19 protein-coding genes are annotated in these 22,719 nt (G+C 39.3%); 10 read left to right on the top strand and 9 right to left on the bottom strand.

What is annotated here, in order from left to right:
- The first annotated feature begins 18 nt into the window (after positions 1 to 18).
- The 3 genes from P0077_RS20460 to P0077_RS20450 all read left to right on the top strand — a co-directional run bounded on the left by P0077_RS20460 (position 19) and on the right by P0077_RS20450 (position 4,547).
- Positions 19 to 1,536: a DUF1501 domain-containing protein gene (locus tag P0077_RS20460; protein WP_276167047.1), complete on the top strand. Its 1,518-nt coding sequence runs from the start codon at positions 19 to 21 to the stop codon at positions 1,534 to 1,536.
- 63 nt (positions 1,537 to 1,599) lie between these two features.
- Positions 1,600 to 2,703: a twin-arginine translocation signal domain-containing protein gene (locus P0077_RS20455; protein ID WP_276167046.1), complete on the top strand. Its 1,104-nt coding sequence runs from the start codon at positions 1,600 to 1,602 to the stop codon at positions 2,701 to 2,703.
- 164 nt (positions 2,704 to 2,867) lie between these two features.
- The gene (locus P0077_RS20450; protein ID WP_276167045.1) at positions 2,868 to 4,547 is read left to right on the top strand and encodes a sulfatase family protein; all 1,680 of its coding nucleotides are present in this window, start codon (positions 2,868 to 2,870) and stop codon (positions 4,545 to 4,547) included.
- A gap of 85 nt (positions 4,548 to 4,632) precedes the next feature.
- Here P0077_RS20450 and P0077_RS20445 read toward each other — a convergent pair whose 3' ends face one another.
- From P0077_RS20445 to P0077_RS20405, 9 genes are all read right to left on the bottom strand, one after another.
- Positions 4,633 to 4,974 carry an L-rhamnose mutarotase gene (locus P0077_RS20445; RefSeq protein WP_194527613.1) on the bottom strand — a complete coding sequence of 114 codons (342 nt, stop codon included), beginning with the start codon at positions 4,972 to 4,974 and terminating at the stop codon, positions 4,633 to 4,635.
- A 1-nt stretch (position 4,975) separates the two neighbouring features.
- On the bottom strand, positions 4,976 to 6,319 hold the full coding sequence (gene fucP, locus P0077_RS20440; RefSeq protein ID WP_276167044.1) for an L-fucose:H+ symporter permease: 1,344 nt from the start codon (positions 6,317 to 6,319) through the stop codon (positions 4,976 to 4,978).
- Between the two features lie 25 nt (positions 6,320 to 6,344).
- Positions 6,345 to 7,139, bottom strand: coding sequence for an SDR family oxidoreductase (locus P0077_RS20435; RefSeq protein WP_276167043.1), 795 nt, complete (start codon positions 7,137 to 7,139; stop codon positions 6,345 to 6,347).
- Between the two features lie 72 nt (positions 7,140 to 7,211).
- Positions 7,212 to 8,039 (bottom strand): amidohydrolase family protein, encoded by an 828-nt coding sequence (locus P0077_RS20430; RefSeq protein WP_276167042.1) that lies wholly within the window; start codon positions 8,037 to 8,039, stop codon positions 7,212 to 7,214.
- Positions 8,040 to 8,067: 28 nt separating this feature from the next.
- Complete coding sequence (locus tag P0077_RS20425) at positions 8,068 to 9,513, bottom strand: tagaturonate reductase (RefSeq protein WP_276167041.1); 1,446 nt, start codon at positions 9,511 to 9,513, stop codon at positions 8,068 to 8,070.
- A 40-nt stretch (positions 9,514 to 9,553) separates the two neighbouring features.
- Entirely contained in the window at positions 9,554 to 11,206 is a 1,653-nt protein-coding gene (locus P0077_RS20420) for a UxaA family hydrolase (RefSeq protein ID WP_276167040.1), read from the bottom strand.
- A 56-nt stretch (positions 11,207 to 11,262) separates the two neighbouring features.
- Complete coding sequence (locus P0077_RS20415) at positions 11,263 to 12,279, bottom strand: zinc-binding alcohol dehydrogenase family protein (RefSeq protein WP_276167039.1); 1,017 nt, start codon at positions 12,277 to 12,279, stop codon at positions 11,263 to 11,265.
- A gap of 263 nt (positions 12,280 to 12,542) precedes the next feature.
- Entirely contained in the window at positions 12,543 to 14,081 is a 1,539-nt protein-coding gene (locus tag P0077_RS20410; protein WP_276167038.1) for an alpha-L-fucosidase, read from the bottom strand.
- 169 nt (positions 14,082 to 14,250) lie between these two features.
- Positions 14,251 to 15,090, bottom strand: coding sequence for an AraC family transcriptional regulator (locus P0077_RS20405; RefSeq protein WP_276167037.1), 840 nt, complete (start codon positions 15,088 to 15,090; stop codon positions 14,251 to 14,253).
- 183 nt (positions 15,091 to 15,273) lie between these two features.
- Here P0077_RS20405 and P0077_RS20400 point away from each other — a divergent pair, with 183 nt between their 5' ends.
- The 7 genes from P0077_RS20400 (at position 15,274) to P0077_RS20370 (ending at position 22,675) form a co-directional block, all read left to right on the top strand.
- Positions 15,274 to 16,437, top strand: a complete 1,164-nt coding sequence (locus P0077_RS20400) for a cytochrome P450 (RefSeq protein WP_276167036.1) — start codon at positions 15,274 to 15,276, stop codon at positions 16,435 to 16,437.
- Between the two features lie 5 nt (positions 16,438 to 16,442).
- Positions 16,443 to 16,751, top strand: coding sequence for a 2Fe-2S iron-sulfur cluster-binding protein (locus tag P0077_RS20395; RefSeq protein ID WP_194527603.1), 309 nt, complete (start codon positions 16,443 to 16,445; stop codon positions 16,749 to 16,751).
- A gap of 6 nt (positions 16,752 to 16,757) precedes the next feature.
- Positions 16,758 to 18,014 (top strand): NAD(P)/FAD-dependent oxidoreductase, encoded by a 1,257-nt coding sequence (locus P0077_RS20390; protein ID WP_276167035.1) that lies wholly within the window; start codon positions 16,758 to 16,760, stop codon positions 18,012 to 18,014.
- Positions 18,015 to 18,034: 20 nt separating this feature from the next.
- The gene (locus P0077_RS20385; protein WP_276167034.1) at positions 18,035 to 19,153 is read left to right on the top strand and encodes an alcohol dehydrogenase catalytic domain-containing protein; all 1,119 of its coding nucleotides are present in this window, start codon (positions 18,035 to 18,037) and stop codon (positions 19,151 to 19,153) included.
- Positions 19,154 to 19,158: 5 nt separating this feature from the next.
- A complete protein-coding gene (locus tag P0077_RS20380; RefSeq protein WP_276167033.1) occupies positions 19,159 to 19,956 on the top strand; it encodes an alpha/beta hydrolase in 798 nt (265 codons plus the stop codon).
- A 61-nt stretch (positions 19,957 to 20,017) separates the two neighbouring features.
- The gene (locus P0077_RS20375) at positions 20,018 to 20,902 is read left to right on the top strand and encodes a phytanoyl-CoA dioxygenase family protein (protein WP_276167032.1); all 885 of its coding nucleotides are present in this window, start codon (positions 20,018 to 20,020) and stop codon (positions 20,900 to 20,902) included.
- Positions 20,903 to 21,070: 168 nt separating this feature from the next.
- Positions 21,071 to 22,675, top strand: coding sequence for a sulfatase (locus P0077_RS20370; protein ID WP_276167031.1), 1,605 nt, complete (start codon positions 21,071 to 21,073; stop codon positions 22,673 to 22,675).
- Positions 22,676 to 22,719: the final 44 nt, after the last annotated feature.

Raw genomic sequence — 22,719 nt, 5'->3', positions numbered from 1 at the left:
AGCTAAAAAAAAGATTGTATGTGTAATAATCATCATCACAGCAAATTGACTTCTAATAATAACGATTTACAAAAAATCGAGAAGCAATTAGATAGAAGACATTTCTTAAAACAGACCTCGCTTGGTATTGGAGCCATGGCGTTGGGCAGTTTATTAGGGGCTGAAAAAGCATTTGCCGGTATTGGCAAGAACAGTACGGAAGAAGAGATTTTAAAGGTCTATAATAAGAACCGATTAGGTTTACCGCACCATGCACCAAAGGCCAAAAGAATAATCTATCTTTTTCAGAGTGGCGGACCTTCCCAGATGGATTTGTTCGATTATAAGCCTAAGCTATCGGATATGTTTGGTCAAGAATTACCGGATTCGGTCATAAGTGGTCAAAGACTTACAGGAATGAGCGGTAGTCAAAGTACGTTGCCCATAGCACCATCAACCTTTAAATTTAAACAATACGGAGAATCACGGGCATGGGTAAGTGATGCTATGCCGTATTTGTCCGAGGTTGTAGATGATTTATGTTTCATTAAAAGTATGCAAACGGATCAAATCAATCATACGCCTGCCATTACGTTTATGCAAACGGGAAATCAGTTGCCGGGAAGACCTGCAATAGGCTCATGGTTAAGTTATGGTTTAGGTTCGGATAATGAAAACCTGCCTACCTTCATTGCTTTGGTTTCAAAAAATGGAAAAGGACAACCTCTAAAAGCTAGTTTATGGGGTAACGGATTTTTGCCAACAGAACATCAAGGAGTGCAATTTAGATCGGGAAAAGACCCGGTACTTTATTTGAGCGACCCTGAAAATTACGACGGTAATGATAGAAGGGATATGTTGGATTATTTAAAACATTTGAATGAATTACAGACGGATGCTTATGGTGATCCTGAAATTCAATCGCGTATGTCTCAGTACGAAATGGCTTTTAAAATGCAGACCTCCATTCCGGAAGTAACTGATTTGACCAACGAGCCTGAATATATTTTTGATATGTACGGAGAAGATAGTCGTGACCCTGGCACATACGCTGCAAACTGTTTAATGGCAAGAAAACTGCTAGAAAAAGGAGTGAAGTTTGTGCAATTGTATCACCAAGGATGGGATCAGCATAATTACTGCCCAGGAGGAGTAAAAAGTCAATCTAAAAAGACCGATCAAGCTACCGCTGCTTTGATTAAAGATTTAAAACAGCGTGGCATGTTTGAAGATACGCTTGTTGTTTGGGGTGGGGAATTTGGTCGTACGGTGTATTCTCAAGGTCAGCTAACAAGTGAAAATTATGGACGTGACCACCATCCAAAGGCATTTACTATGTGGATGGCTGGAGCAGGGGTGAAGCCTGGGTTTACGTATGGAGCCACGGATGATTTCAGTTATAACGTAACTAAAGACCCGGTACATGTACATGATTTTCATGCTACACTAATGCATTTGTTCGGTATTGATCATGAACGGTTAACGTTTAAACACCAAGGTAGAAGATACCGTCTCACGGATGTACATGGTCATGTAGTAAAGGATTTATTGACCTAGATTTACCTGCTTTTAGTTAACTTTCATAGTAAATTACCACCACAATAAAACCACTAGTATTATATGAGCAATAGAAGAAGCTTTCTTAAGAAATCGGCATTGGGCGCCACCGCTTTAACTACCACAACATCTTTTGGATTTAATATCTTAAAGAAAACCGCATTGGAAGATCAAATCATAGGTCACGGTGATTATAAGTACAAAGTAGTTAAGGATTGGGCACAAATGTCTGTTGCTCACAACCCGATACTGAACTGTCATGAAATGCAAATGGACAGTAAGGGAAGGCTTATCATGTTAGGAGACCACACGGATAATAATATTTTGATTTTCGATAAATCGGGAAAGCTTCTGGATTATTGGGGAACACGTTACCCTGGCGGACACGGGCTTACACTCCATGATGAAGGGGGTGAGGACATGTTGTACATTGTGGATTGTGGGTGGTTTGTTGACCGAACCGGGAAATGGAGTAAACAGGCAGGAACTGTAAGTAAAACTACTGTTGATGGCCGTCTTTTATTCAACTTGCCCGATCCACATACTATTGGTGTGTATACCGAAGAACAAGAATATTTGCCAACGGAGACCGCTGTAGGGCCCAATGGGGATATTTACGTAGCGGATGGTTACGGCTCTGACTTTATTCTTCAGTTTAGTGGTAAAGGTGAATTCATCCGCAAATGGGGTGGTCATGATAACAGCGATAAAAATTATAATCTTCATAACGCTCACGGTGTTGCCGTAGATTATAGGGACAAGCAAAATCCAGTGCTTGTGGTTACTTCTCGTTCTGATAAGAGTTTTAAGTTTTTCACTTTAGATGGAAAATTCATTAAAACAGTTGAGTTACCGGGAGCGTATGTCTGCCGTCCCGTTCTTGATGATGAAAATATCTACGCTGGCGTATGTTGGTCCGAAAATAAGCAAGGGCATAGGTTTAGCAATTCTGGTTTTGTAACCATTATGGATGGTGAAAACAAGGTAGTTTCCAATCCTGGAGGCAATGCACCTGAATATAAAAATGGCAAACTGCAACAAATGTATCAATCGGAAAAAGCGGTTTTTAATCATGGACACGATGTTTTTGTAGATGAGGACAAGAACCTTTACGTATGTCAATGGAACGCCAACAGAACGCCTCCGGTTAAATTAGAACGGGTATAGGGTCTGATCAGCTTACTTACGTTTAATTACAAATAAGTTACACAAAGACATTTGTGGCTAATAATTGATCATTTCTTTTATTGCTCTGTCTCAAATATGTGTAATTTTCGGGTTAAGGTCTCAAGACTTTAATCAAACTCATATTAACAAAATTTCAAACTTAAATGCGCTGCAAAAAGAACAATCTACTGTATGCTCTTTTGTTGCTTATTGTATTTTCTTCTTGTAAAGAAGAGAAGGCTGTAATCACAGAAAAAAAACCGAATATCATCTACATTATGGCTGATGACCATACTACCCAGGGTTTTGGGATTTATGGTAGTCGATTGGCCAAATTAAATCCTACACCCACCCTAGATAAGATTGCCAAAGAGGGTATCATATTCGAAAATTGTTTTGTTAGTAATTCTATATGTACGCCTAGTCGTGCAGCCATTATTACAGGACAAAATTCGCAATTAAATGGAGTTCTGGATTTAGATGGTCGTATAGAACCGGCACGCCAATTTCTTCCTATAGAGATAAAAAAACTAGGGTACCAAACCGCGGTTGTGGGTAAATGGCACTTAAAGGAAGAACCTGCGGCATTTGATTATTACAAGGTATTACCAGGACAGGGCAAATATTTCGACCCGGATTTTAGAGTTAGAGGAGACAAGCCTTGGCCGCAAAATACGGTTCAGACCAAAGGGCATTCTTCCGATATGGTTACTGATATATCTTTAAATTGGTTAAAGAATGAAAGAGATCCAAACAAACCTTTCTTTTTAGTGCACCAGTTTAAGGCACCGCATGATGATTTTGAAAATGCACCTCGTTATGAAGAGTATTTGGCGGATACCTTTATTCCAGAACCTGAAAGCCTGTACGAAAGAGGAAATAACGGTTCTATTGCTACACGTGGTAAGAACGATTCGTTGACTAGAATTATTGGATCTTCTGTATCGCACAGAAACTTGATTCGTAATCAGGCCATGAACATTTATGTAGATAGCTCTATTCACCGTTCGTATCGTGATGCGGATAAAATCCGTCCAGAAGAATATGTAAAATGGGAAATGGATGATGAAGAGAAAAAATACACGAGTAAGGTTTATCAGGACTACGTAAAAAAGTATTTGCGTTGCGTAAAAGGAGTTGATGATAATGTAAAGCGTTTAATGGATTATTTAGAGGCTGAAGGGCTTTTGGATAACACTATAATCGTTTACACCGGTGATCAAGGTTTTATGTTGGGCGAGCATGATTTTATTGATAAAAGATGGATGTACGATGAATCTATGCGTATGCCTTTCTTTGTGCGTTACCCAGAGAAAATTAAAGGAGGAACTCGCACGGATGCAATTATCAACAACACGGACTTTGCACCAACTTTAATAGAAATGGCCGGTGGCAGCGCTCCGGATTATATGCAAGGTAATAGTTTTAAAACTATCCTAGAAACGGGGGAGGAGCCTGAAGATTGGCAAAAGTCTACATACTACAGGTATTGGATGCATATGGCACACCGTCACCAAAACCCCGCACATTTTGGCGTTCGTACCAAGGATCATAAGTTAATATTTTTCTACGGAAAATATTATGTGGATACCAGCGACCCAAATGCAGAATGGGACAAACAGAATTGGGGTAACGATTTTTCTACGGATACACCTGCTGCATGGGAATTCTATGACCTGAAAAAAGACCCTAAGGAAATGAACAATGCCTATGACGACCCTGCGTATGCAGAAACCATAGCCGAATTGAAAAAAGAATTATTGAGGTTGAGAGAGGACTTAAACGAAACTGATGAAAAATATCCCCACATTCAAAAAGTTATAGACGCTCACTGGAACGATTAAATAACTAGCGTTTAAAGCAAAAACAGAGCGTAGTTAAACCGAATACTCGGTTTAACTACGCTCTGTTAATTTTGTAGAAGGGTTATTAGAGTTTGAAAATACGCTCTAATTCAATCCATTTTTCACCATTTTTGGCCCAAGGCAAGCCTTGTTGGTATTTCCACATTAATTGTTCCCACTCCTGTACGGCAGGGTTATTGGCATCCATTTCAGCCTTTCTCTTGGCATCAAAAGTTTCATCGACTTCCATAATCATAAACATGCGGTTTCCGGTTAGGAAAATCTGCATGTCTACAATACCCGCATCTTTAATACTTTTTGTTATTGCGGGACGGGCGTTACCAGGAGCATGATATTCTTTGTATTCTGCAATGAGTTTTGGGTCATCTTTAAGATCACAGGAATAGCAGTATCTTTTCGTTTTCATGTTAAGCTGTTTTCAATTTGGTTACTTTATAGGCGTACATACCGTAGAATGCAACAAATAAAAGACAAATCATAGGCAATAGGAAAGAAAAGTGAATTTCAGTTATGTTTCCAGCTATCTTATCACCAAATACTTCTTGTCCGTTTACGGTATCTCCAAAATCCATTATACTTGCTTGCAACTTCGGTAAAAATGCACCACCTACAATCGCCATAATAAGTCCAGATGAAGCCAGTTTTGCTTCTTCACCCATATCTTTAAGAGCGAGGCCATAAATGGTTGGGAACATTATCGACATAAAAACCGATACCAGTACCAAGAACACGAGACTGATGATACCTGAGGTCATGATAATTCCACCACACATAAGAGCAGCTGCAATACCAAAATAAGCCAACATTTTTGCCGGGTTTATTTTTTTCATCAATGCGGTACCAATAAATCTAGTAGTTACAAAGGACACCATTGCGGTAATATTCCACCATGTAGCATCAACTCCTAAACTTTGGGATTCGTTCAGATATTCTACCAACTGAAAAATAGCTGTCCAGCACATAATCTGGGCACCTACGTAGAACATTTGGGCAACAACACCCAAGAGAAAGGTCTTGCTTTTAAAAATACGGTCAATAGATTCTTTGATAGATAGATGGTCACCCATTACCATTGCAGGAATTTTTGTCCTCCAAATTACCAGAAAAACCAAAGCGACAAATATACCAACAGCAATGTACGGACCACTGATAATATTCAGGTCAAAAGCTTTGATTTCAGCAGCTTTTTCAGCTCCTTGGGCTAGAATTTCAGAGCTATCTGCATAATCAGCAGATAGAATTCTATCTAATACCACAAACTTGGCAATCAACATACCTGTTAGCGAACCAATAGGGTTAAAGGATTGTGCCAAGTTCAATCTTTGCGTAGCCGTTTCTTTATCCCCCATGGAAAGAATTAAGGGGTTAGAGGTGGTTTCCAAGAATCCTAATCCGCAAGTAATTACAAAGAGCGAAATCAAGAAATAGGTATAAGAACCATTTTCGGCTGCAGGATAAAAGAGAATGGCACCTAAAGCATAAAGCGCCAAACCGAGTAATAACCCTGATTTATAACTGAATTTACGTATGAATAAAGCGGCAGGAATAGCCATAACACCATAACCAAAATAGAATGCGAATTGCACGTTGTATGCTTCTTCATTAGAAAGAATCATTACTTTTTTGAAAGCAGCAACCATTGGATTTGTTAAATCGTTGGCAAACCCCCAAAGGGCAAAAATAGACGTCGCCGCAATAAATGGAACGAGCAAATGCTTAGGTACTACAGGTATTTTGGTGTTTTTTGTCATGGGTTTGAATTTAAGTTGGTTGAGATTAATCTTCGGTCAGTAACGAACGGTCTAAATGCACATAGCCACCGTCCACAAAAATAAATTGACCGGTAGTGTGCGATGACCTGTTTGAGATAGTGAATAAACAGGTATCCGCTATTTCATCGGTACTTGTCATTCTATTTTCTAAAGGAATTTTCTTTACAATGGATTTTAATTTTTCTTCTCCATCAGGTAATGTTCTGATCCAAGTATCATATGATGGAGTCCAGCTTTCTGCAATAATAATTGCATTGGAACGGATGTCATGTTTTATTAGATCAACAGCCCATTCACGCGTAAGGCCTAAAACACCTCCTTTGGAAGCAGCATAGCCAGAAGTTCTTCCTTGCCCTGTCAAAGCTACTTTAGAACCAATGTTCAAAATGTTGCCTTTTGATTTAATGAGAAAGGGAAGCGCATGCTTTACAATAAGAAAATAGCTCACCATGTTCAGCTTAAGCGAATCCATAAACTCTTCATAACTGGCATCTAGACCAACTCCGTCATTTACACCAACGTTATTGATAACCACATCAATACGACCGTATTTTTTGGTAATTGTATTTACGGCATTTTCAATCTGAACGGGGTCGGTTACATCGGTTTGACAGAAAATAGCATCTATTCCTTTCTCTTGAATTTTCTCAACATACCCAAAACCTCGGGCATTACGATCAATGACCGCAGGTATTGCACCTTCTTCCGCCAAACGCTGTAAAATAGTTTCTCCAATGCTGCCTTCTTTTCCTGCCGCGCCGCTAATAACGACTACTTTTCCTTTTAAGTTTAAATCCATTGCGTTCTGTTATTTTGGTGTTGTCCTTTTTTCTAGGAGAGCAACTAGTGCTCAAATGAGATAGACAATCGTTTATAAATTATAGAATTCTTGTGCGTTTCCGCCCATGATCATCTCTTGGTCTTGACTACTAAGCGTTGCAATAAAATGGGTTACAATGCTTTTAACCTGGCCGTAATTGCCTGCTACGAGACAAACGGGCCAATCAGAACCGAACATAATCCGTTCACTGCCAAAAGCTTCTAGAACCAGGTGCATGTAAGGTTGTAATTGCTCTGCTGTCCATGTATTGTAATCCGCTTCGGTAATCATACCGGAGAGCTTGCAATACACGTTTTCCTGTTTGCCTATTTCTTTCATCAAAACTGCCCACCCTTCATAAAAACCATCTTTAATGTAGGGTTTGGCTATATGGTCTATGACAAATCTTTGATTAGGAAATTTTTTTACAAATTCTAGAACGGAGCCTAATTGATGCGGGAAAACCAAAATATCATAAGCGTGGTCATATTTTTCAAGTTTGGATATTCCTCGTAAAAAATCAGGACGCAACAAGAAATTATGATCGGCCTCACCTTGTACTACATGACGCCAACCTTTCAAGTTTTTATCCGTACTGTACTGTTCTAGAACAGAATCAATATTATCCGCTCTTAGATCGGCCCAGCCCACAACGCCTTTAATGAAATTGTGCTCCTTTGCCAAATTCAATAAAAAATCGGTTTCCTCTAGGGTTTGGTCTGCTTGCACGGCAATACAACCATCAACTTGATTTTCTTGATAGACCTTCTTCAAATCTTGGGGAAGAAAATCTCTTCGGATAACTGACATGTCATCATCGATCCAAGAATGTTTTACCGGTTCGTATTTCCAAAAATGTTGGTGACTATCTATCGTCATTTTTCAATTTTTAAAGATTGAATATGGATTATAAGTTTTTTAAACAGGAAGTGATTCCGTTGGCTTCAATGTTTTCGATATTCTTAGCTACGGTTTCCGAAAGACCTTCTATTTGAGTTAAATCTTCGCCCCAAATAGCAGTGTTACTCAATACATTTTTTGTAAAATCCTGTAAGCTTGAACCATTGTCTACTTTCTCCCACTGCGATTCAAAGAAACTTAAAACAGCCTTATCATCATTAACAGCAATATGCTCACCGTTGAACTCGCCTTTGTAAAACCGCAGCAATGCCGAAAGTCCAAAAACAATGCGTTTTGGCAACTTTCCTTGAGCATTGTAATAGTCTTTTAGCGTAGGCAATAAGCGTGCAACAAATTTAGAAGTACTGTTTAAAGAGATGCTTAAAAGTTGATGTTTCAAAAGAGGATTTCTAAAACGATCAAGAACATCGCCAACAAACTTGTTTTTTACATCATCGGGGAAATTGAGAGTGGTAGCGGATTCCTTTAAAAGAAGGTTTTCTACAAAGTTGCTTACAGCTTCATTTTCCATAGCTTCTTTTACAAAGCGGATGCCGGCCAAATAACCAACAGGAACCATAGAAGTATGCGCACCGTTCAAAATACGGACTTTCATTTCACGATAAGGAGCAAGGTCATTTACAAACTCCACATTCAAATCCGTTTGGGAAAAGGGAAGTTCCTTTTGCACGGTTTCGTTGCCCTGAATAACCCAACTATGATAATATTCACCAGCAACCAATAGTTCATCTTTGTATCCCAGTTCTTGTTCAATTTCCTCAGCGCGATCAGAAGGGTAACCAGAAACGATACGGTCTACCAAGGTGCTGCAAAAGTGATTTGCAGTCTCCACCCAATCTTTAAATTCAGCCTCTAAACTCCAATGATCGGCGTATTGCAAAACCGTTTTTTTGAGAGCATCGCCATTATCCTCGATCAATTCGCAGGGAAGTAAAATGCATCCTTTAGAAATATCAGCATTGAAATGTTTAAAACGGTGGTACAGCCAAATCGTTAATTTAGCGGGGAATTCTTTTGGAGGTACTCCATTAAATTCATCTTCCGAATTAAACTTGATTCCTGCTTCTGTTGTATTTGAAACTATAAAACGTAAATCTTCATTTTCGGCCAACTTTAAATATTTGGCCCATTCGTTATAGGAGTGGATTACCTGCTGAACCTCGGTAACTAGAGTTTTTTCGGCAACCAGTTCTCCATTTTTAATTCCGTCAAGAACAACGGTAAAAAGTCCGTCTTGTGCTTTCAATTCCGCATAATCTCCTCCCGCAGTGGGTTTGATTATGGCGATATCTCCATTAAAATCGGTTTCTTGGTTGAGTACGTGAACCATCCAATCCACAAAAGCGCGTAAAAAATTACCGCCTCCAAACTGCATTACCTTTATAGGACGTTGCGTTCTATTGGTTGCGTTAGTATGATTTAAAATCTGCATTACATAGTTGTTTTGTCAAGTTAAAATTTAGTTGAGATAATTAAAGGGATATACCTCTTTTCCAAGGAATAAAGTCTTCTTGCCCTAAGCGTACTGCTGCGGGAATCACCTCACCACTGGCGACTTTAATAATATATTCCAATAGTTCTTCTCCTTTGGTTTCGATAGTATCTTCCCCGGTAATGACCGTACCCGTATTAAAGTCTATAATATCTTTCATACGAGTACTAAGGGCATTATTACTTGATAATTTTATGACGGGAGCAATAGGGTTTCCTGTAGGCGTTCCCAAGCCAGTAGTGAAACAGATTACGTTACAACCGGATCCCGCAAGACCTGTGGTGCTTTCTACATCATTACCAGGTGTACACAAAAGATTCAGGCCTTTTTTCTTTACCGGTTCAGTATAATCTAGTACATCCGTTACCGGGCTGGTGCCCCCTTTTTTAGCTGCTCCAGCAGACTTCATGGCGTCTGTAATGAGTCCATCTTTTATGTTTCCTGGGGATGGATTATTCTCAAACCCAGACCCCACGGATACGGCCTTATCCGAATAGGCACGCATCAGTTTCGCAAATTTTTCGGCATTTTCCTCCGTTTCACAACGGTTGATGAGTTCTTGTTCCACACCGTTCAATTCCGGAAATTCCGAAAGTACGGTTGTAGCACCTAAGCCAACCAATAAATCAGAGGCATAACCTAAAGAAGGGTTTGCAGATATTCCTGAAAAGCCATCCGATCCACCACATTCCAAACCTAAAACGAGTTTAGTTAGCGGTGCTGGTTTTCTTTCTGTTTTATTGGCTTCGATTAAACCTAAAAATGTTTTTTTAACCGCTTCTTCTATAAACTGACGTTCGCCAGAACTTTTTTGTTGTTCCAGAACATACAGTGGTTTTTCAAAACTGGGATCGAGTTTAGCAATGGCCGCCTCCAACAATTTGAATTGCGCATTCTGACAACCTAAACTTAGAATGGTAGCACCTGCCGTATTGGGGTGGGTAATGTACCCCGCTAAAAGGTTACATAGTGTTTCCGAATCTTGGCGAATACCCCCACAACCGCCGTCATGGTTCAAGAACTTAATCCCGTCTACATTCGGAAAGGTCCTATTTTGCTTTATGTCTTCTGGAGTTTTAATGATATCCGAAGAAAGAAGGTCATTCTCAGAAGCTCCATTTTTATATTGGCTCACAAGCACCTCGGTGTCCACTACAAAATCAGTGGTGGTATGGTAGCCCAACGATTTTAGTAATGCCGATTTCATTACATCAACGTTTCTATTCTCACAGAATACCAAAGGAATCACTAACCAATGGTTGGCCGTACCTACTTTACCGTCTGCCCTGTGGTATCCATTGAAAGTAACATCTTTCCATTTACTGACATCAGGAGCGGTCCAACTCAATTTTTCTTGGCCCACCACATATTCTGATGAAGCATGAACCACATTTTCCGTAGTAATCGTTTCTCCTTTGGCAATAGGTTTTGTAGCCTTTCCTACTAGAGAACCGTACATGATAATGGAATCGCCAACATTAAGATTTGTGATTGTAAACTTATGCTTGGCTTTCACGTCTGCCGTTAACTGAAAACGGTCGTTGTTATGAGAAATCTCAGAACCTTTGGAAATGTTGGTAAGGGCTGCCAGAACATTGTCTTCTGGATGTATTTGCAAAAATTGCTTTGACATAGTGTTCTTTACTTTTGTCTGTGCTTAAAATTCTATGAAAGATGATGAGCTTTGGCTTACTCGAAATCTACGGTAGCCTTAATAACTCCGTTTGCTGGATCTAACCAGCTATCAAAATTCGCGATCATTTCTGTATAAGGCACGTTATGTGTTATAAAAGAATTAATAGGGAATTCGCCTTTTTCCAAAACGGAAATCACATGTTCAAAATCTTCTAAAGTAGCATTTCTACTGCACATAACGGTAGTTTCCTTAGCGTGAATTTTTGGATGTGTAAATACCAATTCTCCTTTGGAAAGACCAACCAATACGTATCTTCCACCATGTGACATATAATCCGGACCTGCTTCAAGTGCTCCTTTGTGACCTGTGGCATCAAAAACAGCTGTAGCTAAATCTCCATTGGTGATTTTTTCAACTTGTTCTACGGCATCTTTTCCACCTAAAACCACATAGTCCACACCAATATCATTCTTTGCATAATCCAAACGCTGTTGGTTCATATCAATAGCTATTACTTTTGCTCCTGCAATCTGGGCCAATTTCATAATACCGATTCCGATAGGACCACAACCTACAACAACAATAGTTTCACCAGGTTTTAAGTCTGCACGGCGAATAGCGTGTGCACCAATGGCCAGAGGTTCTACGACCGCCATTTGATCATCCGTTAACTGTTGCGCCGGGATAAGTAAGTTGGTGGGAACTGTAATTTTTTCTTGCATTCCGCCGTCTGTATGAACTCCTAAAACTTTAATGTTCGTACAACAGTTGGTTTTTCCATTTCTACAGGCTATACAAGTACCACAGCTTACGTACGGCATAACTACAACATTGTCTCCTGGTTTAATACCTTGAGGGTTCTCGTCTATTTCAACCACTTGGGTAGCCAATTCGTGACCGAGAATTCTAGGGTAGGTAAAAAAAGCTTGGTTACCTGCGTAAGCGTGCAAATCCGTTCCACAAATACCTACTTTTTTTACTTTTAATATGGCTTCGCCGGATTTTCTTGTTGGTTCCTCTCTTTCTTTAAGGATGAACTCTCCCGGTTTTTCGCATACAATATATTTCATGTGTTTAATCTGTTTTTGGTCACATTTATATTAAAACGAGCTGCTTTTTTAATACTATCCAGAAATTAGGAATTACACCTATTAATTTTACTCGGTAATCGAGATTAAATGCTCCGAGGCTTGCCTCGAAATCAAAGTGTATTTCTTTTAATGTCTCGTGGGCTTGCCCCGAGGTAGTTTACTGTAGTACTGAAAAAGAGCGCACTTTTAAGGTGCGCTCCTAATTTAAAAAAACTAACTCAACTAACTTCTTTATTATAGCACTATAACGATATTTCAAGTACATGTGCAAAATCTCCAGACTTGTTGCCCAAGTCAGAAATTGAAAGTGCATCATCTTTTACATCAAATGTAATTTTAGCATCACTTCCTAGTAATTTTACACTTTTGATATTTAGGTCTTTCCCGTGTTCACTAGCTTTTCCTAAAGATTTAATATCCACTTTGTTACCTTCTGGCCATTCCATCATAATGGCATAAAGTTTATCGCCTTTTTTGGTAAAGCGAATATCCTGACCGGTAAAGCCTTTATTCTGACCCTCACTATGGTGACCTTTTTTAACTTCTGTTGGACCTTCACCAAAAGTATCCCAATATTCAGTATCATAAATAGCTTCTCCATTGGTATTCAGCCAACCCCCAATTTGAAACAAAATTTCTTTTTGGTCTTCAGGAATGGTGCCATCAGCTTTTGGACCTACATTTAGTAAAAGGTTTCCGTTTTTAGATACAATATCTACCAAATCATCAACCAAACTATTAGCAGTTCTAGATTCCCAGTTGGTAACATAGCACCAAGAATTTTTTCCGATGGAAGTATCCGTTTGCCAAGGCAGTTTACGGATTCCAGGAAGCTTACCACGTTCAAGGTCATAGATAACAGTGCCTTCCGGGAAAGCTTCGTGATCAAAATTCTTATCGTTTATTACTACTTCTTTACCCCATTCCAAACCTTTATTGTAGTAGTAAGCGGCAATTTTAGGACGGTATTCTTTGTAATCAGGGATATCTAAATAAAAATCAAACCAAAGAATATCCGGTTGGTAGTTGTCGATTAAATCAACGGTTCTATCCCACCACATTTTTTTAAACTCTTCGGAAACAGGCTCCGTTAGGTCTTTTCCTTTTGGGGAGTATAAATCTGCATATTCAGGGTTTGTAGTGTCAAAATGGTCCTTTTTATTATAGAAAGACCAGTTGAAAGCGTAGTGGGAAGAAGCACCCATAATCATACCTTGCTCACGTCCCTCTTTAAAAAGTTCACCTAGAACATCACGTTTAGGCCCCATGTCTACTGAGTTCCATCTTGTTGTGTTAGAATTGTACATAGCAAAACCATCATGGTGGTCTGCCACAGGAATTACATATTTAGCACCGGATTTCTTAAAGATATCTATCCATTCTTTGGCATCAAATTTTTCGGCCTTGAACATAGGTATGAAATCCTTGTATCCGAATTCTTTTTGGTCACCATACGTTTTTTTATGATGCAGATACGTTGTGTTAGGTCCTTTTTGACCTGGTTTTAACTGGGCACTAAAAGTAGCTGTATCCATATACATTTGTCGTGGATACCATTCAGAACCATAAGCCGGGACGGCATACGCACCCCAGTGAATGAAAATACCAAATTTACTATCGTTAAACCATTCGGGGTCTTTGTAATTCTTTTCAATGGATTCCCAATTCGGTTCGTACTTAACCACAGTTTCGTTGGCGGAAGTTTCTTCTTTCTTTTCCGTTTTTGACCCACAAGAGGCAAGAACTGCGCCGGTCAATATAAGTGTGAAAATTTTATTCATTAAAATGATTTATAGGGTTGGTTAGTGGTGCCAAAGATTGGCGCTTTTAACGAGTTGCTAAGTTGCAATTTAATGACAGAACCGAAAGTGCGAATTGTTCAAATAACTACAACAAATGGTCATTTATTCTATTTGTCCAGTTTTTGAGGAGTTGCTAAAATGCACTTTTTTAGGCCTTTGCATATTTTCTTTGATAGGCTAGAGGAGAGCTGCCCATGAATTTTTTAAATTGTCTATGAAAGAAAGGAAGCGATTCATAACCGCATGAAAATGCAATATGAGAAACTGAATCGTGAGTGTCCAGTAGCATTCTTGCCGAAATATTAATACGGTATTCGTTTAGGAAAGTAAAGAAAGGACGCCCCATCATTTTTGTAAAAAACCTAGAAAAGGATTGCTCGGACATACTGACCAAATCTGCCATCTCTTTAAGGTAAATTTTACGATTGTAGTTCAATCCTACAAACTCGTGTATTTGAGCCATTCGGCTCCCGTATTCAGAAGGTAGGTCTTCTGTAAAACTGGCTCCGGATAGTGTTTTGTAGCTACAACCAGATAATTTTACCAATATAGTGAGTAACTCAATATATAGATCATGACCCTCTAATTCCGGGCATTTTTTTAAACGTGATAAAAGAGGAGCTGTTTCTTTTTTGTTGAATATAAGGCCTTTAGAAGCCATTCTGAGCATATGAAATAAAGAATCTAATTCCGGTACTTTATTAAAAACACCAATATTCCACTGAATTACAATGGATTTTGAAAGCCCTTCTTGGTTAGTGTTGTTTTTCCAACAATGTGGAAGATTTGAACGTAACAAAACCAATTCTCCTGGTTGGTAAGGACCTACATAATTACCAACGAATTTTGTGCCTACACTTTCTTCTATATAGGTGAGCTCATGCTGAGGATGAAAATGCCAAGGTGTCTCAAAATCTTTTTTAGAATGATAAAAACTTGTAATAGTACGCTGTTTGTCTAAGTGTATGGGCTCTAATACAGGTTTCATTCTATTGTTTACTTATGAATAAGAATCTTTTGTGTAGTTTATTTTGTTGGAAAATACGATAAAATTAATAGTTGTTGACAGAATAAGGTACTTATTTGCTAAAAAAGGCAATTGATAGTGATTCCTAAATATTGACTTTTGTATTTCCACAGAAAGACTATCCTATTAAATTATGCCGCTTATATGAAAAAAAGTGAATTTCCAGATCCGTTTGAAAAGGCTAGAGAGTCAAAAGGTTACGGTGAAATGGATGATCAAGATGATCCGGTAACCATGCTTTTACGTCATAAGGACGTTCGTAAAACAGCACACAATTATAAAACATTTCAATCAGGAGCTGTTCCCGGACGTATTGTTGTACCTTCTGAAGTAAATATTCGGGAGACACGTCAAATACCTTTTGAAGTGGATCCACCGGTCCATGGTATGTATAGGGCCTTGGTTGAACCTTGGTTTAAAAGGCCATTGCAGGCAGAATATCAAGAGAAGTTAGCGGCACAGATAGCGAATATAATAGACGAAGTACTTCAGGAAGATTCTGTTGAAGTAGTGACCGATTTGGCACTTAAGTTACAATCTAGGGCGTTAACGCTTCTTTTGAATACACCTTTTTCGGAATCCGAAACCTGGATTTCTTGGGGAACGCACGTCTTTAGAAGTGAGGGTGATGCGCTAGATGGAGATAAGGCCAATATTCTATATGATTATATAGATGCCGAAATAGAACGCGCCAGTAAGAATCCTACAGGTGATATGTACGCTATACTTCTTGATTCCGAATTTGAAGGGAGAAAGTTGACTAAAGAGGAAGTAAAAGGGGTAATGGTACTGACTTTTGCTGGGGGAAGAGACACCGTAATAAACGCGGTTACAAATGCCATAGCGTATTTGGCCGAAAACCCCGAGTCTTTGGAGCGCTTGCGTAATGAACCTGAAATTACAGGAAAGACCGTAGAAGAGATGATTCGGTATTTTTCTCCACTTACCCAAATGGGGCGTGTAGTTACGGAAGATACTTTTGTCTGCGAACATGCGGCAAAAGCAGATACTAGAGTATCATTATGTTGGGCGTCTGCCAATAGGGATTCCAAAGTGTTTGAGAATCCAAATGAGATTGTAATGGACCGTAAAATAAATCCGCATGTAGGTTTTGGCTTTAGTCATCACAATTGTTTGGGGGCTACCCATGCGAGACAGATAATGAAAATATTACTTCAGACTTTGGCTGAAAAAGTAAGCTCGTTTGAAATACTTGATTGCGAGGAAAACATAGAAGATTTACATCACTTTAAACGTAAAGTGGGCTTTCACAGTATACATATGAAATTCAATCCTTTAATAAAATAGAATCCATGGCAAAAATCACTTTTATAACCAACGATGAAGAAACAATAACTTTAGAAGGAACCTCGGGTTCCGTAATGGCATTGGCCGTAGATAATGGTGTGCCGGGAATTGATGGCGATTGTGGCGGAGTTTGCTCTTGCGCTACTTGCCATGTGCATGTAGCTCCAGAAGATATGGAGAAAACAGGAAGCGCAAGTGAAATTGAGACAGATATGCTAGAGTTGGATGATAATGCAGATGAATATAGCCGTTTATGCTGCCAAATAGATATTACCGATGCTATTGATGGTGTTGTGTTGAAAGTCGCCAAATAAAACATAATGTCCGAAAGTACAACAAACAATAAAAATTGTGTAGTAATAGGTGCCAGCCATGCAGGGGTGAACTTTGCGTTTGCTTTACGCCGAGAAGGTTGGCAAGGTTCAATTACCATGGTGGATATTGATCCTACTTTGCCTTACCACAGGCCACCTTTGTCCAAGGCCTATTTAACCAGTTCCGATAGCATTGAAAAAAACCTTCTGAAGTCAGAAGAGAGTTACGTCAAAGAGAATATTGAGCTGAAACTTGGGGTTTGGGTAGACGCAATTGAACGTGAAGATAAAAGGGTTGTCTTAGCGGATGGCACTTCCTTAGCTTACGATAAGCTTGTAATAGCTACTGGTGCTCGGCCAATTATGCCTCCTATTCCAGGGTTGGATACGGCAAAGAATTCATTTGCGTTACGATCAGCTGCAGATGTGGCCAATATCCGAAAGACCGTTGCAGAAAATGTAGGTCTTAAAGTAGTAGTTATTGGAGGAGGATATATTGGACTAGAAACTGCAGCATCCCTAAAAAAAATGGGAGCAGAAGTAGTAGTTTTAGAACGAGAGTCCAGGACACTCGCCAGGGTAACAGCACCGGAAATGTCCCTATTTTTTCAAAAACTTCATGCTGATCACGGTGTAGCGGTACTCACCGAAAAAAATGTAGTTTCTATAGAGAGTAATGGAAATAGGAATATCGTGGTCTGTTCGGATGGAACGAATTATGAGGCCGATATGATTGTGGTTGGCGTTGGTATTCATGTAAACAAAGAACTGGCAGAAAAAGCCGGTTTGACCATAGAAAATGGTATTCAGGTGAATGAAATGGCACAAACCAGTGATAAAGATATTTATGCCATTGGGGATTGTACTTTTCATCATAATCCGCATTACAAGCGTCACATACGGTTAGAGTCCGTACAAAATGCAGTGGATCAAGCTAAAATTGCAGCTGCTGCCATAAATGGTAAAGTGTGCACTTACAATTCTTTACCATGGTTTTGGTCCGATCAATATGATGTAAAATTACAGATGGTAGGTCTTTCTCAGGATTATGATGATGTAGTGGTACGCAAAGAAGCGGATAAAGAAAATTGCTTTTCTGTGTGGTACTTTAAAGGCGATACGCTTTTGGCCGTCGATGCCGTAAACAATGCGAAAGCCTACGTGTACGGCACAAAATTTATCAAAGGAGGCGAGAAATTAGATAAATCAAAATTGGGTGATCCTAGGGCTGAGTTCAAGCCAGCTAATCTTATCGCGCAATAATCAAATATAAAACACAATAGATGTCTATTCAATCAAAAAGTGCTGTGGCTAAAGGAGATGGTTCTTTTATCATTACCGAAGTTACTGTTGCCGAACCAAAAGCGGACGAGTTACTTGTTAAGGTAAAGGCTGCAGGTCTTTGCCATACGGATTATGATTCCCTTACTTGGGGAAAACCTATTGTAATGGGGCATGAGGGAGCAGGAGTCATTGAAAAAGTAGGAGCTGGTATCAAAGGTTTAAAAGTAGGGGACCAGGTTCTTTTGAATTGGGCAACTCCTTGTTATGATTGTTTTCAATGTCAAGAAGGCAATCAGCATATATGTGAAAATAATTCTCCAGTAGTGGCAGGGGCAAACGGTCATACTCCGGGTCATGCGCATTTAGAAGGTAGTCAATGGGAAGGTAAACCAATTGAACGTTCTTTTAATCTAGGTACGCTTAGCGAATACGCTTTGGTAAAAGAATCTGCCGTGGTTAAGGTAGAAGAGGAAAATTTAAACTTCTCCGCAGCCAGTATTATCAGTTGTGGAGTGATGACCGGCTATGGTTCTGTAGTAAATTCAGCAAAACTGGCAGCTGGTAGTTCAGCTGTGGTTTTAGGTTGTGGAGGTGTGGGGCTCAATGTTATTAATGCGTGCGAGATATCCGGTGCAGGCAGAATTATAGCGGTAGATATTAATCCTAATAAACTGGAACTCGCAAAACAATTTGGTGCTACGGATGTTATTTTGGCAGATAAGGCCGATGCAGGTTTGACCCATGTTGCTGAACAGGTTAAAACTATGCTAGGTGGTAGGGGAGCGGATTATGCTTTTGAGTGCACTGCTATTCCTGCATTGGGAGCTGCTCCATTGGCAATGATTCGCAATGCAGGTACAGCAGTTCAAGTGAGTGGTATTGAGGAGGATATTACTATAGATATGCGTCTTTTTGAATGGGATAAGGTTTATATCAATCCATTGTATGGCAAATGCCGACCGCAAATCGACTTTCCTAAATTAGTGCGATTGTACAAAAAGGGAGATTTGAAATTAAACGAAATGATTACCAAAGAATACAAACTAGACGATTTACAATTGGCCCTAGATGATATGCTGGCCGGTAAAAATGCAAAAGGCGTAATAGTTTTTGATTAAAATCCATGATGTTCAGAACTACCGAAATTTCAGATGCCGCATACGAGAGTGCAAACCTTCGTTTTATAACCGTTAAGACGAAAAACCTAAAGGGCAGAGGGGATATTTGTGTATATGTACCACCCATGACGGACTTGGTAGATTTGCCACTTGTTATTTTGCTTCATGGGGTTTACGGAAGCGCTTGGGTTTGGTCTCAAAAAGCAGGAGTACATATTACGGCCCTTGAAATGATGGAGAAAGGAGAGATTCCACCTATGGTGATAGCTATGCCTTCAGACGGACTTTGGGGAGATGGTTCTGGTTATCTTCCGCATAATCAAAAGGATTTTGAAAATTGGATTGTAGACGATGTGCCAAATGCCGTTATAGAAAATATTCCTTCCGTAAGTAAAACATCGGAATTGTTTATTTCCGGGCTTTCCATGGGAGGCTTCGGAGCTTTGCGTCTAGGAGTGAAATATGCTGATAGGTTTAAGGCTATTTCAGGACATTCGTCCATTACGGATGTAGAACAGATGAATCTTTTTGTAGAAGAACCTTTGGAGAACTATAATCAAGAAAATGCTACAGAAAATTCCGTTTGGGGACAAATAGACCAGAACCGTGGTCAATTGCCGAAACTACGGTTCGATTGCGGAAGAGAAGATCAACTTATCGAATTTAATCGCAAGTTGCACCAGCAGTTAGAAGAAAACCAAATACCCCATATCTACGAAGAATTTGAAGGAGCACATGAATGGACGTACTGGAGCGAGCATATTAAGGATACGCTACGTTTTTTTGCATCACACTGTAAATAGCGAACAAAATACGTTTTAAAGGATTTATACGAATAACCGATTATAATTTAAACCACGGGCAATGCAATTAGTAAAAGATTTGGCGGATCGTCATGAATTGATTTCGGACCTTTTTAAACAACCAAAAACACCCGAGGAATGGGAGCAGTATAAGTTAAGTGATGAGCAGGTGGCTCATTTTCATGAATATGGCTATGTTTCCGGGATAAAATTGCTGGATGAAAGTCAGATTAACGTGTTGAGAAGCGAGTTAGAAGAAATACGCGATCCTAAACATCCGGCACATGAACTTTTCTATGAATTTCACGGCAATCAATCCACAGACCCCAATACTGTACTTTTTCACTCTTTAGGACATTGGCGCATTACCGAAGGTTTTCATGATTTATTATGGAATCCGGCTTTTACAATGGCAGCGAGCCAGTTGTTAGGTAATACTAATGTTAGGTTTTGGCATGATCAATTGTTTTGCAAACCTTCTGATCATGGCGGAGTAGTAGCTTGGCACCAAGATTATTCCTTTTGGATCAGAACGGTGCCTATGCAGCATTTAACCTGTTGGACAGGTCTTGATGATGCCACAACAGAAAACGGATGTCTTTATTATGTTCCTAAAAGTCATAAATGGGGATTGCTTCAAAAACCGGAGTTGGCAGGAAAAATGGAAGGATTAATGGAATTTATGACCGATGAGCAAAAGGCGAATTTTAATCCCGTGCCTATAGAGCTTAAAAAAGGATATGCTTCTTTTCATCACCCCTTAATGATTCACGGATCCTATGAAAATAAGTCCGAGTTTAGTAGAAGGGCTTTTGTTTTGAACGTGTTTGCAAATGGAACTGTTAGTGATACCGATGGAGAAATGCTTAGGGGAACGCCAATTAAGGTGCCAAAAGGTGAAAAAATGGACGGTAAATTCTTTCCTCTCCTCTTTGATGAAAAATAAAAATTATAGTAAACAAAGCCTCTTTTATAGAGGTTTTTTCAATTTAACACATGTTGTCTTCATGAGACGATTTTTTTTTATAATCATGAAATAGAAAACGCTGTCAACCCTATAATTTAGTATCTTTCATTTCGATAAAAGTATTTCACCGTAAAATTTAAGAAAGGTATGAAGCATTTTCTCTATTCAATTTTGGCAGTAACTTGTTTGGTTCTGACCAGTTGTAAAAATGATGAAAAAAAAGTAGAAGAAAAGGCTGTTCGGCCAAATGTATTATTTATACTGGCGGATGATTATGGATATCATGATTTGAGTGTTATGGGTAGTAAGTTCTATGAAACCCCAAATATTGATAGAATCGCCAATGAGGGGATGAATTTCACCAATGGCTATGCCGCAAGTAGAGTTTGTAGTCCGTCTAGAGCAAGTATTATGTTGGGAACTTTTACCGCTAGACATGGTATTACGGATTGGATAGGAGCAAAAACAGGAACAGATTGGCGCAAAGCCGGACGTTTTAATAAATTGCTTCCCCCAGAATACGAACATAATCTTCCCGCAGAGGCTATAACCTTACCCGAAGCTATGAAAGCTGCGGGATACAAAACGTTTTTTGCCGGAAAATGGCATTTAGGAGAAAAAGGTTCATGGCCCGAAGACCATGGTTTTGATATTAACAAAGGAGGGTGGGATGCTGGTAGCCCCAACGGAGGTTATTTTGCGCCTTATACGAACCCAAATCTGGAGAACCACGAAGATGGTGAGAACTTAACCATGCGTTTAGCGGAGGAAACCGTAAACTTTTTTAAAGAGAACAACCCAACGGAAACCGGTCAGCCAGTTTTTGCCTACCTCTCTTTCTATGCCGTTCACGGGCCTATACAGACCACCAAGGAGAAATGGGCCAAGTATCAGAAAAAAGCAGAAGAAAATGGCATTGCTGAATCTAGTTATAAAATGGCAAAATTCCTTCCGATACGGCAAGTGCAGGATAATCCCGTTTATGCCGGTTTGGTAGAAACTATGGATGATGCCGTAGGTAGAGTGTTACAGACTTTAGACTCACTTGGACTTGATAAAAATACATTGGTAGTTTTTACCTCTGATAATGGTGGTGTTTCTGCAGGAGATTCTTTTTCAACTTCTAATTTGCCATTAAGAGGAGGAAAAGGCTATCAATTTGAAGGAGGGATAAGAGAACCTTATTTTATAAAAGCACCATGGTTGATAAAAGGAGGGGCATCTACTTCAGAACCTGTTACCGGAGCTGATTTTTATCCCACCATTTTGGATATTGCAGGAGTTGATTTAAAACCGGAACAGCATTTAGATGGAAAAAGTCTAGTACCAATACTTAAGGGAGGAAATCTTGAGAAGCGGTCTCTATTTTGGCATTACCCACATTATGGTAACCAAGGAGGTGAACCATCTTCTGTAATTAGAAAAGGCGATTGGAAGCTGATTCATTACTATGAAGATAATAGGGAAGAGCTTTATAATTTGAAAGAAGACATAGAAGAGTTGACCAATGTTGCTTCGGAACATTCAGATTTGCAGAAGCAATTAAGCGAGGAATTATTTACTTATTTAGAAGAAGTTGGAGCTAAGTATCCATCAAAAGACCCAGAGTACAGTGTTAAAAAAGAAGAAGCGTATCTACAAAATATAGTTGACAAGAAATTACCATCCTTGGAAAAGCAAAGGTTGGATTTCCTATCCCCAGATTTTAATCCCAAAAATGATTGGTGGGGTAGTAAAGTGACTGTGGATTGAAGATGATTGGAAAAATAATGTAAATACATTAAAATTAGTATTTT

The sequence above is a fragment of the Zobellia alginiliquefaciens genome (genome assembly GCF_029323795.1).
GTDB classification, from domain to species: domain Bacteria; phylum Bacteroidota; class Bacteroidia; order Flavobacteriales; family Flavobacteriaceae; genus Zobellia; species Zobellia alginiliquefaciens.
Note: the sequence above shows the minus strand (reverse complement) of the source record. Positions and strands in the feature narration are given on the sequence as shown.